This window comes from Kistimonas asteriae (genome assembly GCF_018263925.1).
Taxonomy (GTDB): Bacteria; Pseudomonadota; Gammaproteobacteria; order Pseudomonadales; family Endozoicomonadaceae; genus Kistimonas; species Kistimonas asteriae.
In genome coordinates, this window is the sequence record NZ_JAEVHF010000001.1 from 117,592 (window position 1) to 131,578 (window position 13,987).

Consider the following 13,987-nt stretch of genomic DNA (forward strand, 5'->3'; position numbering starts at 1 on the left):
ACGCGATTGCCAACAGATTCGAACAACACATGAACACACAGGATAGTCGCTGCCGGACAACCATGCCTTCTGATAAACTGTCACGCTATCTCCCCGCACAGGCAAAATGCACATGATTATTCAGCCCAATATGCTGGAAGAAGCAACACTGAAAAACCTGGTGGAAGAATTCGTCACACGTAACGGCACTGACAATGGCGATGATTCCTCCCTGCAACAGCGGGTCAATTCGGTGATGAATCAACTGGCATTGAGGCAGGTTGTGATCGTTTATGATGATGTCACAGAAACGGTGAACATCGTCCCGGCAGACTCCGTGGCCATGGCTTGATCATGGCAACGGCTGGTACAGATCAGATCAACCGTTTTCTGGACGGCATTATTGAAGACGCTGTAAAGAACCCGGTAAAAGATCAGGAAGATATTTCTGCACACTCAAGGAAGAAACTGGCCTGCCACCACTGCCTGAATCCTGTCACGACAGAAGCCTGCGCTATCAGCATGGCCGGCAACCACCGACATAGCCAATGTAATCCCCATGGCTACTTTTTCCATTTTGCTTGTTTCAACGCAGCCCCCGGATGCCGGGTCATCGGTGATCCCGTCACCACAGACAGCTGGTTCAGCGGCTATGCCTGGCAAATCGCCAACTGCAACCATTGCCAAATCCATCTGGGCTGGTACTTTTCCGGGCAATTGCCAACCTTTTTTGGCTTATTGCATAACCGCCTGATACCTACACCATAACCCCTGCCATATCCATAGCAGACCAACCGTCAATGACACATATCAGCACAGGCTCACTTTGTTATTGCCGGTTTGGCATCAACTCAATGGATTGCGCACTTCCGTTCCATCGATAGATCACGGATAGTCGGGGTATTCGATGAAACATACCCTGACCAGATGGGAAGCTGTCCATGTTCACGCTGTTGAAAAATGCCAATCTCTATGCACCGGAACCGATGGGAAAAAAGGATGTTCTGATCTGCCAGCATCTCATCGCCCATATCGCCGATCACATCGACAGCACAGGTCTGCCTGGCCCATGCGACATCATGGACCTGGAAGGCGCCATTCTCGCCCCTGGGCTCATTGACCAGCATATCCACCTCATTGGTGGTGGCGGTGAGGGCGGGTTCCACAGCCGTACCCCCCAAGTCACCCTGTCCAAGCTGGCGCAGGCGGGTATCACCACGGTGGTGGGTGTCATGGGCACTGACGGCACCACCCGCAGCCAGCGGGACCTGTTTGCCAAGGCCAAGGCGCTGGAAACAGAGGGTATCACTGCTTATATGCACACCGGCTCCTATGAAGTGCCAACACGCACCATCACCGGCGCCATTCGTGATGACCTGGTATTCCTTGATAATGTATTGGGCGTCAAGATTGCCCTCGCTGATCACCGTTGCTCATTTCCCACCACGGATGAACTGGCGCGTATCGTGGCCGACATTCGTATCGCTGGCATGATCGCCGGTAAGAAAGGCCTGCTGCACATCCATATGGGCGAACTGGCGCAGCCCTTTGCACAGATCAATGCCCTGCTCGATAAAGGTCTGTCCATCAAGCATTTCTCACCAACCCACGTCAGCCGTGCACCTCACGTTTTTGATGAGGCTATTTGTTTTGCCAAGCGTGGTGGCTACATCGATATGACGCCTGACGCCAGTTATGCCGATCCTGTCGATTTGCTGTACCAGGCGCTTGAGGCAGGGGTACCCGCCAGCCAGATCACCTTTAGTTCTGATGGCAATGGCAGTATGCCGGTCTTTAATCAGTCAGGAACACTGACAGGCATCACCGCAGCTCCAGTGAATGCCTGCATCAAGACCCTTGCGAAATTAAGGGAATCTGGCATGCCGTTTGAAAAAGCGATTGCCTTTTTTACCAAAAACGTTGCCGCATCCTTGGGAATAACTAAAGGAAGCATCCAGATTGGCTCTAGTGCCGACTTAATCGTTTTCAACGAAAAGACGCTTCCTGCTAATGTTATTAGCAAAGGTCAGGCTTTACTTAAGGATAATGAGTTAATTACCCAAGGAACCTTTGAATAAATCACTTGACCAAAGCCAGTATAAGTACCGCCAAGTAAGGGGACTGTAAAAATCACTCAATTTTTACAGTCCCCTAAAAAATAAAAATAACCTACAAATTCAAATAGTTACAAGAAATCCAATTAAACCATCAGGCTCAGGAACTTAAACACTGCCAGCAAGTCTAAATAAACAGAGAACTTATAGCTTATTGCAAGGAGTGCAAAATATGCCTGAAGTTAATCAACCAAAGCCTAATGCCTCGCCCGTCCAATCGACCATGGAGTGGTTAGGTAATGCTACTTTCATCGGTGCTGCACTATGGGGAGTTTTTAGCGTTACATCCTTGCCAGTGACTATTTCTTTCGGCTTAGGGATTGCGGCGGGCAACCAAAAATGTCGAGAGAAATTCGTGGAAGGGTCATGCTACGTTGCAGGGAAAGTTGCAGAAAAAATGACAGATGCCGCCTCTGCCACTAAAGCCCTTTGTGAACGCCAAATTGAGCTTTATCAAAAAGATCAGGAGTACCGCAACTACGATCGCGGAATCCCTAACATGGAAGAATCTGAAATTAAGAAATTATCAAAAAAATCAAAGCCACTCGCTGAGTCATGGATAAAATTCAGCTTTGTGTAAATCAGGGTGTGAAGAGCAGTTTGTTCTCCTTTTAGCAAACTGCTTGCGCTTATCTAGCTATCTATAGGTTACACCGTCGAAGCTGCTCCCCGTACTCACTGGCGCGCCACTTCACCTTCTTAGCCACATTCATCAACCAGGGCTTTTTCTTGTAAGTACCTCTGCGATAACCGGCCCAGCCTTCATGGTAATTGAGGTACTGTTTGTCAGCATGCCAGAGAGAAACCCCATTTTTCTTTCGACTGGTGTTGGTATACCAGCCAATAAAATCGATGGCATCCTCAAAATCTTCGCGGCTCTGGAACCAGCCACTGACCTGATTCAGGTACATATCCCAGGTGCCATCCTGGGCTTGGGCATACCCATAGGCTGACGAGCGTCGCGGCAACGGGATAAACAAAAACCACGGCCGAGGTGGACGCGCATCATGCCGGAACCGGGACTCCTGATGCATAATCGCCATCATCACCTGGATCGGGGTTCCCCAGCGCTCATTGGAGCGTTTCGCCGCCTTATACCAGGACGATTTCTCCTTGAAGATTTTGCACAGATTATCAGGACGTGCCGGTGGCGTGGTCGATGCACAGCCGGCCAGCACTAATAACAACCCTGTCAGTATGACGCCTGACAGGCGCCTCATGACATGACAATCCCATGCTCTTGAAGAAATGCCATAAAAGCCTCCTCATCCATGACTGAAACGCCCAGACTCTGCGCCTTGGACAGCTTGGAACCCGCTTTTTCACCCGCAACCAATGTCGCCGTCTTGGCAGAAACGGAACCGGCGACTTTCGCACCCAGTGCCTGCAGATAGGCCTTGCCCTCATCACGGGTCATTGCGGTCAATGCGCCGGTCAGCACCCAGGTCTGTCCAGTCAGTGGCAGTTCATCCGATTCCACCGGCTTCTCAATGGCTGGCCAATTGAGCCCTTGCGCCAGCAAGGCTTCGATGACTTCCCGGTTATGCGCCTGTTGGAAAAACATCGCAATATGTTGCGCCACAATAGGGCCCACATCATCGGCCGCCTGGAGTTCTTCCTGAGTGGCCGCCTCAAGTGCCTCCAATGTGCAGAAGTGACTCGCCAACGTTGCCGCCGTTGCCTCACCCACTTCCCGAATACCCAGTGAATAGATAAACCGCGCCAAAGTCGTTGTTTTACTGGCTTTCAACGCCGCCACCAAATTGGCGGCAGACTTCGCCCCCATCCGCTCAAGTCGGATCAGCTGTTCTTCTGTCAGTCGGAACAGGTCCGCAATGGTGTTCACCAGTTCCTTATCAACCAGCTGCTCGATCAGTTTTTCACCCAGCCCATCGATATCCATGGCCTTTCTAGAGGAAAAGTGTCGTATCGCTTCTTTTCGCTGTGCTGAGCAGAACAAACCACCCGTGCAACGGGCGACGGTTTCTTCTTCACTGCGCTCGATATCTGAGCCACAGACCGGACAGGCTTCAGGCAGGGACGGCGGTAAAGCGCCTTCTAATCGCTTTTCCAGTACAACCTTCACCACCTGCGGAATCACATCACCAGCCCGCCGGATAATGACGGTATCACCGGCCCGTGCATCCAGCCGTTCCACCTCGTCCATATTGTGCAGCGTGGCATTGCTGACCGTAACGCCACCCACGAAGACAGGTTCCAGTCTTGCCACAGGCGTAATCGCGCCGGTTCTTCCAACCTGAAATTCGATACTTTTCAGTACCGTCATCTCTTCCTGTGCCGGAAATTTCCGGGCAATGGCCCAACGCGGTGCACGGGCAACAAAGCCCAGCTGCTGCTGGAGTTTCAGATCGTTCACCTTGAACACAATGCCATCGATGTCATAGGACAGGCTGTCCCGTTTTGCCGCCAGGTTCTCGTAGTAGTCGGCACAGGCCTCTATGCCTGTAACGATTCGCATCTCTGGATTGATTTTCAACCCCCAGCCCTGGAACTGCGTCAATACATCACCATGCTTCTCAGGTAACGTGCCACCATCGACCAGTCCTGCGCTGTAGCAGCACATTTCCAGCGGACGGCTATTGGTAATCCGGGGATCCAGCTGTCGCAGGCTGCCGGCCGCAGCATTGCGGGGATTTACAAACGTCTTCTCGCCAGCTTTCATCGCCTTTTCATTCAAAGCCGCAAAACCAGCGCGAGGCATATAGATTTCACCGCGCACTTCCAGTCGCGTGGGCCAGCCACTACCCAGCAGCTTCAGTGGGATGGAAGGAATGGTCCTGACATTCAAGGTGATGTCTTCCCCCGTTTGACCATCTCCACGGGTCGCTCCTCTAACCAGCATGCCACCTTCATAAAGCAGGCTGACCGCAATACCGTCCAGTTTCGGTTCACAGGCATATTCAATGGTTACATCAGACTTGAGCCGATCGTGAATACGCCGATCAAAATCCTGCAAATCGTCCTGGTTAAAGGCATTATCGAGGGAAAGCATAGGGACTTCATGCCGGACCTGACCAAACTTGGCCAGCGGCTGGGCACCTACACGCTGGGTTGGAGAGTCAACACTAACGAGTTCGGGGTACTGCGATTCAACCGCCCTGAGCTCCTGCATCAGGCGATCGTATTCACTGTCAGATACAGCAGGATCATCCAGCACATAATAACGGTAATTATGCTGATTTATGGTTGTGCGTAACGCCTCAAGCTGCTGGCTGACTTCTTCTATCGACATGAAACTATCCGGGAACCTCAAATAAAACTGGCCATACCCTCACAGGTATGGCCAGATAAACTCGTCTTACAAACAGCGTTAATGTAGTACGCTGTTAAGAATGCTGTCGCTACTCAAACTCTGGCCTTGTTATTACGGCGATGCGTCATCCTGCGACGTTCAAAATCACTGATACGCTGGCGGTAGTGCTCCAGTGTCTGTTGCGTCAGTACACTGTGTCGCTCATCCTTCAGCACGCCCCCAAGATCTTCGGCAATATGGTAAACCGCTTCCACCATGATCCGGAACGCCTGCATGGATTCAGACCCCTCAGGCCCAGGCAAGCCCATGAAGAAACTCAGGGCTGACGTGGAATCCTGTTCCATCGTTTTCAGGTTGAAGGTTCCAGGCTCAACACCGTTAGCCACACTGTAGAGAATATCACCTTGCCCATCCGGTTGGATGTGGCGGTGGAAGATATTCATCTCCCCGAAACGCAACCCTTCAGATATAAACAGCGACAACAGATCACTGCCTGCAAAGGACTCTCCCTTCCGTGCCATCAGGTTGATGATCAAAACCTCTTCAACCTGCCTCAAAGCACCAGGATGTGGCTCATCAGAGAAATCAGGGGGAGACGGTTCAGGATCCAGCGCAGAAAATGCCTCGACAGTCTGCCTTGGTGAAGGTTTATCCCTCACTGCCACCACATCAGGCTGCTCATCAATGGCTTGGCGCCGGTCATCAACATCCATCAACACAGGAACAGGCTGATCAAGATCAAGGCTCTGCTGGCCTTTCTCTTCAACAGCTTGCTCCTCAGCAGTCAGCTCTTCACGTGCGACCCTGACCTCAGACTCAATCCCGTCATCCTCATGAGAAAGATCCACCTGCCGTTCAACAGGCACATCCTCGATAACGTTGCAGGGATCGGGCTCGGAAAAATCGGAAATAAACGGCTCTACACGTTTATCTTGCGGGACACCAGCGTCTGGCATACCGTCCCGGCTATCCAGCTCGCCATGGAGGGCAGCTCTAGCGCCGCCATTGGGCAGCTCACTGCTAAATTCATCATCCTGCCACTTGATCTCTTCAAGCCCGAAATTAAGCTCATTGGCTCGACGGCGGTGAAGCCATACACGACGAAAGCCGTCTGCAATAATCAGTACGACAGCCAATACGCCAAGAATGATCAGCCAGTCACGAAAACTCATGCCTTTGGTTACCCGTTAACCCTGTAAATTGCGTTCCATTGCCTGGGACTGTTCATTTTCACGCTCAACTTACGCATCCCATGCAGTCACCGGTGGAATAGCTGAATTTAAACGCAATCGGTTGTCAATCACAATATCGCAAAGCCACATAAAATCACATCAAACAACCACTATGCGTCGTCTTTTCCAGTCTGGCAAAAAAGCGGGGCCATATCGACCCCTTTTGCACTTTTCTTACATGCTTAGACCGCAGCCAGCACCGCCGCCTGTTCGATATCCACCGATACCGGCCGGGACACACCAGGCTCATGCATGGTGACACCGATCAGCTGGTTCGCCGCTTCCATCGCAATCTTGTTGTGACTGATATAAATGAACTGCACCTTTTCCGACATTTCCGTCACCATCCGCGCATAGCGACCGACGTTGGCATCATCCAAAGGCGCGTCGACCTCATCCAGCATACAGAAAGGAGACGGATTCAACTGGAAAATAGCGAATACCAGCGCAATCGCCGTCAGCGCCTTTTCACCACCGGAAAGCAGGTGAATAGTACTGTTCTTCTTGCCCGGTGGCTGCGCCATGATGGTAACCCCCGTATTGAGCAAGTCATCGCCCGTCAATTCCAGGTACGCACGCCCCCCACCAAAGACCTTGGGGAACAGTTCCTGCAAGCCGCTGTTGACGCGTTCGAACGTGTGCTGAAAACGATTACGGGTCTCTTTATCAATCTTTCTTATCGCACCTTCAAGGGTTGCAATCGCTTCCGCCAAATCGTCATTCTGGGCATCCAGGTAATGTTTACGCTCAGACTGCTGCTCATACTCTTCAATCGCCGCCAGGTTGATGGCGCCCAACCGCTGGATACGCGTTTCCAGGCGTTCAAGTTCTTCTTCCCAGGCGGTCTCCGTGGCTTCATCCGGCATATTGGCCAGCACGGTCTCCAGGTCGAACTGGTCTTCTTCCAGCTGCTCCTGCAACGTGGTACGTCGCACCTGCAGAGCCTGCCAGTCCATCCGCAGTTTTTCGAGGCGATCACGTAACATCTGAGCTTCGTGCTCTGCCTCGCCCCGGTTTTTCTCGTAGTCCCGCATCTGGTGCTCAACGTCTTCCAGGAGACGACGGGCTGCCATCATTTCGTCTTCGACTTCTACCCGCTGCGCCAGCAGTTCTTCCAGCTCGATCTGCAGATCTTCAACAGGATCATCGCTCTGGGCAAGATTTTCACGAAGCTGTCCAAGGCGCTCATCAAGCCGTTCCCCCTGAATTTTCAGCCGTTCAACCGCCTGCCGGGTAGAATCAATCTGGGCCGTCAGCGATTGTTTACGCAACTCCAGCTGATGGGCCATATCCTTGCTGTGCCGGGCCGTCTGACGAATACGATCCAGATCCGCCCGAATCTCATCACGACGGGAAAGCAGTGTCTCACGACGCTCAGCATCCCCTTCCATACAATCCAGCGCGTCCTGCAGACGCAGTCGGGACTCACCCATGGACTCCTGCTCCAGCGCCTGCTGCTCCTCGATTTCGGAGATTTCTTCCTGCAGACGGCTGTAACGGGTCAACAGCTGTTCAACTCTCACCTTTCGAGCGGTCAGGTCTGACTGCAGCTCGCTTTCCTGACGATTCAATGTAGAAAGCTGACGCTGCCCGTCTTCACGCGCCTGTTCCAGCTGTTCCAGACGTTCTCGGCTTTCCGTCAGTGATTCTGCCAGTGTCTGTTCCTGATCATCCAGTTCGGCCAGTTCAAGCTCCAGCGACTCAATTTCCTGTTGACGCGCCAGGATACCAGTTCCAGCGTCATTGTCGCGGATGACACGTAACCAGTTGGCGCCCAGCCAGACGCCTTCCTGTGTCACCACGGACTCACCGGGCGCCAGTTTGGATCGCAAGGTCAGGGCTTCGTCTAATGTTGAGGCGCCATAAATACCCTGAAGCAATGTCTCCGCCGCTTCCGCACCTTCGACACAGTCGATCAGTGCCGTCGCCTTATCCATCGCTTGTCCGGTGGACGACGCGACGGTATTGGTGGCAAGAAACGTCAGGTTGGCTTCCACCATGGAATCCAGCACCGTTGCAACCGCATCCACATCATCGACACAGACAGCCTGGAGATAATCACCCAGCACGGTTTCAACAGCCGTTTCCCAGCCTGGCTTTACCTTGACCTGCTGACCGAGACGGGGCTTCTCTGCGAGCCCCTGCCCGGCCAGCCACTCAATACCACCGTCGCTGTGGCCCAGAGCAGCCTGCTGAAGAGCCTGCAATGAGGCAAAACGGCCACGCGCCTCATTCAGACGACGGCTGCAATCATCTTTCTGCCGGGTGGCGTCGGCTATCGCCTGTCTGACCGTATGAATCTGATCACCCGTTTCTTCCTGGGTGTGCTGTAACGTCTCAATCTGTAATTCCAGCTCAGTCAGCTGTTCAGTTAACAGCTCAATCTCTTCTTCAACAGGTTCAGCCTGCAGCCCGGACATCTCTTCCTGATGTTTTCTGAGGCGCTCTTCCAGACGATCCAGCGCCAACTCAAGATGCTGGATTTTAGACTGTTCTATTTCGGCCTCACGACGCGACTCACTGGCAGAATGGTTGAACTCATCCCAGGCGTGCTGCCAGGTCTGCATGGATTCTTCCGCTTCCATCAGCGCCATAGCATGCTCTTCTTCACCGGCAAGGCTCAGTTCCAGCTCCGGCTCAATGGACAGCACTTCCTCTTCCAGCTGCTCAAGTTTGAGCTGATCCGACTCCAGGTTTTCCCGATTCTCCCGCCAGGCGGCTTCGGCTTCCTGAAGGTCCCGACCTAACTGATCAGCGCGTTCCCGGCGGTGGGCAATGGTCTGCTCCAGCTTGGTAATCTCATTACCTGTGCTGTAGTAACGGCTCTGTACCTTGCTGAAGCTGTCCGCATACTCCGTCTGGCTCTGGCGCAGTTTTTCAATATCCGTATCGCTGGAACGCTGCTTGGCAATCGCCGCTTCCAGTCGAATCTCAAATTCCCGAATGGCACTTTCCTGGGACTTCGCACCACTATCGACACCCTGCCAGCGCAAGGCATGCAGCTGGGCACGCTTTAACCGTTCTTCTTGCTTGTATTGCTTATACTTCTCTGCGGCTTCAGCCTGACGTTTTAAATGCGACAATTGCCGTTCAAGCTCTTCACGCAGGTCAGTGAGACGCTCCAGGTTTTCATTGGTTCGCCGCAACCGGTTTTCCGTTTCACGACGACGCTCTTTATAACGGGAAATGCCCGCCGCCTCTTCAATAAAGACCCGAAGCTCTTCCGGCTTCGATTCAATCAGGTTGGAGATGATGCCCTGACTGATAATGGCGTAACTTCTCGGACCCAGACCGGTGCCGAGGAAGATATCCATAATATCTTTCCGCCGGCATTTGTTGCCGTTGAGGAAGTAAGTGTTCTGGGCGTCACTGGTGAGCTTCCGCTTGACAGAAATTTCACTGTAAGCGGCATATTCGCCGGTGATCCGACCTTCGTTGTTATCAAACACCAGCTCCACATGTGCGTAACTGGCAGGCTTACGACTATTGGAGCCCTTGAAGATAACATCGGTCATGGAGTCGCCGCGCAGGTTCTTGGCGGAGGACTCCCCCATCACCCAGCGGACGGCATCGATAATATTGGACTTCCCGCAACCATTGGGGCCGACAACGCCACACATGTTGCTGGGAAAATATACGGTGGTCGGGTCTACAAACGACTTGAACCCGGACAATTTGATACATTTAAGACGCATGGAGTCCTGAAATCCTGTTCTGAGACAGCGTTCGGTCTATCTGGCTCAGGGCTGTTGTCGCACTCTTGTGTCATTTGCCTGGCAACGGCTGTCAGCGCCTATCCTTGACGCCAGGAACACCGGACTGCGGCCGCCTTTTGGTCACTGCTGGAGGCTGCATTCCAGTAACGGGTACTACAGGCTGTAATGCCAAATGCACACCTTCTGTGTAGTTTAACCACAAAAGTTATTAGAACAGGATAGGCTTGGGAATTGCAACTGCGGCTACTAACAGGGTTGACAGGGAGACTGTCAATGCCCCCTCAAACGGATTCCTTTTCAGGCTAAGAGCGCTCGGTCTGCATGATCAAACAACGATTTCACGCTTACTGGCCTTCTCGGAACCCAGCACCTCCTGCAGCGCATCGATTGCCATTTCCGGAGAAATATCGATCAGGCTCTGGTGGTAGCCCTGCTCACTATCACCCTTACGGATTTTCAGGTACCCGGTAATTAACCGGAGCACTTTGGCCTGATCACCCAACGGGGGAGTGAAATCTGGACTGGAGGGACCATAGAGCGCCACCAGTGGCAGCCCAACAGCCGCCGCAACATGCATCAGCCCCGAGTCATTACTGATAGCAGCCCGGCATTGTGAAAGAATTTCTACTACCTGTCCTAAGGTGGTTTTACCTGCCAGATTCAAGCATCCGTCTCGATGTACAGGCGCAATCGCACTCACAATGGCGTCCCCTACCGCCCTGTCATTGCCAGAACCAAACAGCAATACCTGCCAGCCTTGGGTAATCATGGATTCAGCCACTTTGGCATAGTGATAGTCAGGCCAACGCTTGGCAGGACCAAATTCTGCGCCAGGACACAGGGCCAACGTGGATTGTTCCATCTTCAGGGATAAGGATTGCAACGTCTGTTGCACGTTTGCTGGATCAACAACCAGCAGAGGCTTCAATAAAGGTTCCGGAAGCGCCTGTGCCGACGTCATCATGTTTTTTTCAAATGCCAGCGCCACATAACGCTGCACCATCAGAGGGAAAGCCTGTGCATCCAGCGTACGGATATCATTCAGCAACCCATAACGCATCTCGCCACGCCAACCGGTCCGTTTTGGAATGCCGGCAAACCACGGAATCAGTGCCGATTTGAGTGAACCGGGCAAAACAATCGCCTGATCATAATGCCTAGATTTCAGTGACAGCCCCAGCTTTCGTCGCACGCCAATTTCCAGCTTGCCATGCCCCAACGGCATGGCAATCGCCTCATTCACCTCTGGCATACAGTCCAGCAGAGGGCGACACCAAGCCGGCGCCATCACATCAATGATGGCGTCCGGATGCCGGGCTTTGAGTGTGCGATAAAGGCTCTGCGACATTACCATGTCGCCAACCCAGGAGGGACCAATGACCAGAATCTTCACTGTCAATTCCTGAAGTGTCGTAGAAATATCAGGGCATTCTGACCTTAACCGGCGCCGCCATCAATCTCCAGCTCAACCGTTTTACGTGAAGAGACCTCAACACCTTTGACCAGGGCTTCATAGTCAGCGTTACGCACATCGCCACTTTTAGAAATCCTGGCCACGACATCCACTTTATCAAAACCGGACAGTTTCAATTCCGGCATCATGGCCATGGCATCATTTAACAGTACCGTCTTGGGCAGTTCACCCACGGTGACCGGTGCAACGGCCAGCGGCATGGGCGGACCATCAGACGCACGCGCAAAAATGAATACCCGTGTTGAAGGCGGCAAGGTCTTCAATTGATCAGAGAGAGCAACACGCACCTCCAGCCCCGCCACAGGCGCTTCAACCTCTTGTCTGACCTGTTTGGGCGACTCCCCCAACATGGCACGAGCCTGGGCAATACCGGATGTTAACGCTGCACGGGATTGAGGGTCCGCCGTCACTGCCAGCAACGATTCCCAGGCTTTGATCGCTTCTCGAAACTGCTCATTCTCAAACGATACAATGCCTTTCAAACCGAGCGCGGTGACATTATCCGGCTGCACGGCCAGAGTACGATCAATCAGGTCTTCAACCTGTGGCGTTACTCGATTGTTCTGGGCCAGAAAGAGTGCCTGGGCGTACTGAGACAAGGGTTCCGGGTCATCACCTACCAACTTCACAACGCGCGCAAAAGCATCAACCGCATCCTGGAAGCGACCCATGGTCATGTAAGAGCGCCCCAGTAGGTAATAGCCCTGGTAGTTTTCGGGCTGACGACTCAGCACCCGTTCCAGCTTACCGGCCAACTGCTCTATCGATTGCTCCGGCGATGGCTGATTCAGCGCTGACGCCAAGCTCAATTCATCACTGGCGCCCCAGCGCAAGTACATCAAAACCGATACCACCGCCATAGAGAAACACAAGGCCAATGGCATGACCCAACCTGCTTTGCTGGAGGCTTGTGCCAACTCTGCAACGTCATCCACATCGCCCAGCAGCGAGGTTTCAGCTTCCTGTTTTAGCTGTTCATAACGCTGTGTATCAATATCGCCACGCTGCAGCTGCTCGTCTAATTCACCCAGGCGTTCGCGATACAATCCCAGGTTGGCCTGTTCACGGCTCTGAAGCTCTTCAACGGGTGGGCGTTTACGCCAGATCAGTAGCGGTACGAGAATAAAGCACGCCGCCAACAGCAACAGCGTAACGACCAGTCCCCAAAATACCGTCATGATGACTCCCGTCCTTCCAGTAACTGCTTCAACCGGTCTTTCTCTGCCGCCGTCAGATTATCAGCCTGCGGGCTTGCCTGGCGATTTCGACGGATGATCACAAACAAACTCACGCCGCCCGCCACCAGAAACAGTAGTGGACCGAACCACAACAACAACGTGCCTGCAGAAAGGCGTGGCTTGTAGAGGACAAAGTCCCCGTAACGGTCCAGCATGAAATCGACAATCTGCTCATTGTTCTGACCAGTCTGCAACATCCGGTAGACTTCCGCCCGCAAGTCATTGGCAATCGGGGCATTGGAATCCGCAATATTCTGATTTTGGCATTTGGGGCAGCGCAGCTCTTCCGTCAGCGTCTTGTAACGGTCGAACTGGGCCGGATCGTCAAATTCCCAGGTATCAATGGATGCGCTTGCGCCCAGCGGGAGCAGCAAACAGAAAGCGATGACAGAACGCTGGATAAAGACCGACATTCTCATTGTCCAGCCTCCTCTCTAAGCATTTCAACCCGAGGTTTCAGGATATCCTGCCAGACCCGACCGTCGACGACGCCAACATGCTTGTAACGGATCACGCCACGGGCATCAATCAAATAGGTCTCCGGCGCGCCATAGACTCCAAGATCAAGCCCCAGACGCCCCTTTTCATCCATCACACTGAAGCGGTAAGGGTCACCCAGCTCTTTCAACCAGCGACGGGCATCGTCAGGATTATCCTTGTAATTCACCCCGTAGACCGGGATACCTTGGTCTGCAATTTTCAGTAACCAGGGATGTTCGGCTCGGCAGGAAATACACCATGTCGCCCAGACATTGACCAATGCAATCTCACCTTTGAGCGCTTGCTCGGTCACTGGCTTGTCGGGCGTTTTTAGTGTTCCGAGACTAAAGACCGGAAACGGCTCATCCAGCAATGGCGACGGCAAGTTTTCCTTGTCCAGAAACAGGCCAACAAACAGAAAGCAGGCCAGCAGCACAAAGACTGCCAGCGGTAAAAACAGTTTCAGTCGCTGCATAACAC

The 13,987-nt window shown here is 53.0% G+C and carries 12 protein-coding genes; 4 read left to right on the forward strand and 8 right to left on the reverse strand.

Going from position 1 to position 13,987, the window contains the following annotated elements; genetic code table 11:
- The first annotated feature begins 112 nt into the window (after positions 1 to 112).
- From KHS78_RS00570 to KHS78_RS00585, 4 genes are all read left to right on the forward strand, one after another.
- A complete protein-coding gene (locus KHS78_RS00570; RefSeq protein WP_211824185.1) occupies positions 113 to 331 on the forward strand; it encodes a YheU family protein in 219 nt (72 codons plus the stop codon).
- 2 nt (positions 332 to 333) lie between these two features.
- The gene (locus tag KHS78_RS00575; RefSeq protein ID WP_211824187.1) at positions 334 to 747 is read left to right on the forward strand and encodes a cereblon family protein; all 414 of its coding nucleotides are present in this window, start codon (positions 334 to 336) and stop codon (positions 745 to 747) included.
- A gap of 173 nt (positions 748 to 920) precedes the next feature.
- A complete protein-coding gene (gene iadA, locus KHS78_RS00580; RefSeq protein WP_211824189.1) occupies positions 921 to 2,057 on the forward strand; it encodes a beta-aspartyl-peptidase in 1,137 nt (378 codons plus the stop codon).
- A 208-nt stretch (positions 2,058 to 2,265) separates the two neighbouring features.
- Complete coding sequence (locus tag KHS78_RS00585) at positions 2,266 to 2,673, forward strand: hypothetical protein (RefSeq protein ID WP_211824191.1); 408 nt, start codon at positions 2,266 to 2,268, stop codon at positions 2,671 to 2,673.
- Between the two features lie 61 nt (positions 2,674 to 2,734).
- Here the strand turns inward: KHS78_RS00585 and KHS78_RS00590 are convergent, their stop codons facing one another.
- The 8 genes from KHS78_RS00590 to KHS78_RS00625 form a co-directional block, all read right to left on the reverse strand.
- Positions 2,735 to 3,313 carry a transglycosylase SLT domain-containing protein gene (locus KHS78_RS00590; protein ID WP_211824193.1) on the reverse strand — a complete coding sequence of 193 codons (579 nt, stop codon included), beginning with the start codon at positions 3,311 to 3,313 and terminating at the stop codon, positions 2,735 to 2,737.
- Positions 3,310 to 5,346 (reverse strand): NAD-dependent DNA ligase LigA, encoded by a 2,037-nt coding sequence (ligA, locus tag KHS78_RS00595; RefSeq protein ID WP_211824195.1) that lies wholly within the window; start codon positions 5,344 to 5,346, stop codon positions 3,310 to 3,312. The genes KHS78_RS00590 and ligA overlap by 4 nt, the downstream gene beginning before the upstream one ends.
- 113 nt (positions 5,347 to 5,459) lie before the next feature.
- The gene (gene zipA, locus KHS78_RS00600; protein ID WP_211824197.1) at positions 5,460 to 6,539 is read right to left on the reverse strand and encodes a cell division protein ZipA; all 1,080 of its coding nucleotides are present in this window, start codon (positions 6,537 to 6,539) and stop codon (positions 5,460 to 5,462) included.
- A gap of 242 nt (positions 6,540 to 6,781) precedes the next feature.
- Positions 6,782 to 10,294 carry a chromosome segregation protein SMC gene (smc, locus tag KHS78_RS00605; RefSeq protein WP_211824199.1) on the reverse strand — a complete coding sequence of 1,171 codons (3,513 nt, stop codon included), beginning with the start codon at positions 10,292 to 10,294 and terminating at the stop codon, positions 6,782 to 6,784.
- Positions 10,295 to 10,640: 346 nt separating this feature from the next.
- Entirely contained in the window at positions 10,641 to 11,708 is a 1,068-nt protein-coding gene (gene rfaF, locus KHS78_RS00610) for an ADP-heptose--LPS heptosyltransferase RfaF (protein WP_211824201.1), read from the reverse strand.
- A gap of 44 nt (positions 11,709 to 11,752) precedes the next feature.
- Entirely contained in the window at positions 11,753 to 12,967 is a 1,215-nt protein-coding gene (gene ccmI / locus KHS78_RS00615) for a c-type cytochrome biogenesis protein CcmI (RefSeq protein ID WP_211824203.1), read from the reverse strand.
- The gene (locus KHS78_RS00620) at positions 12,964 to 13,446 is read right to left on the reverse strand and encodes a cytochrome c-type biogenesis protein (protein ID WP_425513947.1); all 483 of its coding nucleotides are present in this window, start codon (positions 13,444 to 13,446) and stop codon (positions 12,964 to 12,966) included. Before KHS78_RS00620 ends, ccmI begins: the two co-directional genes overlap by 4 nt.
- A complete protein-coding gene (locus tag KHS78_RS00625; RefSeq protein WP_211824205.1) occupies positions 13,443 to 13,982 on the reverse strand; it encodes a DsbE family thiol:disulfide interchange protein in 540 nt (179 codons plus the stop codon). The genes KHS78_RS00620 and KHS78_RS00625 overlap by 4 nt, the downstream gene beginning before the upstream one ends.
- Positions 13,983 to 13,987 lie beyond the last annotated feature (5 nt).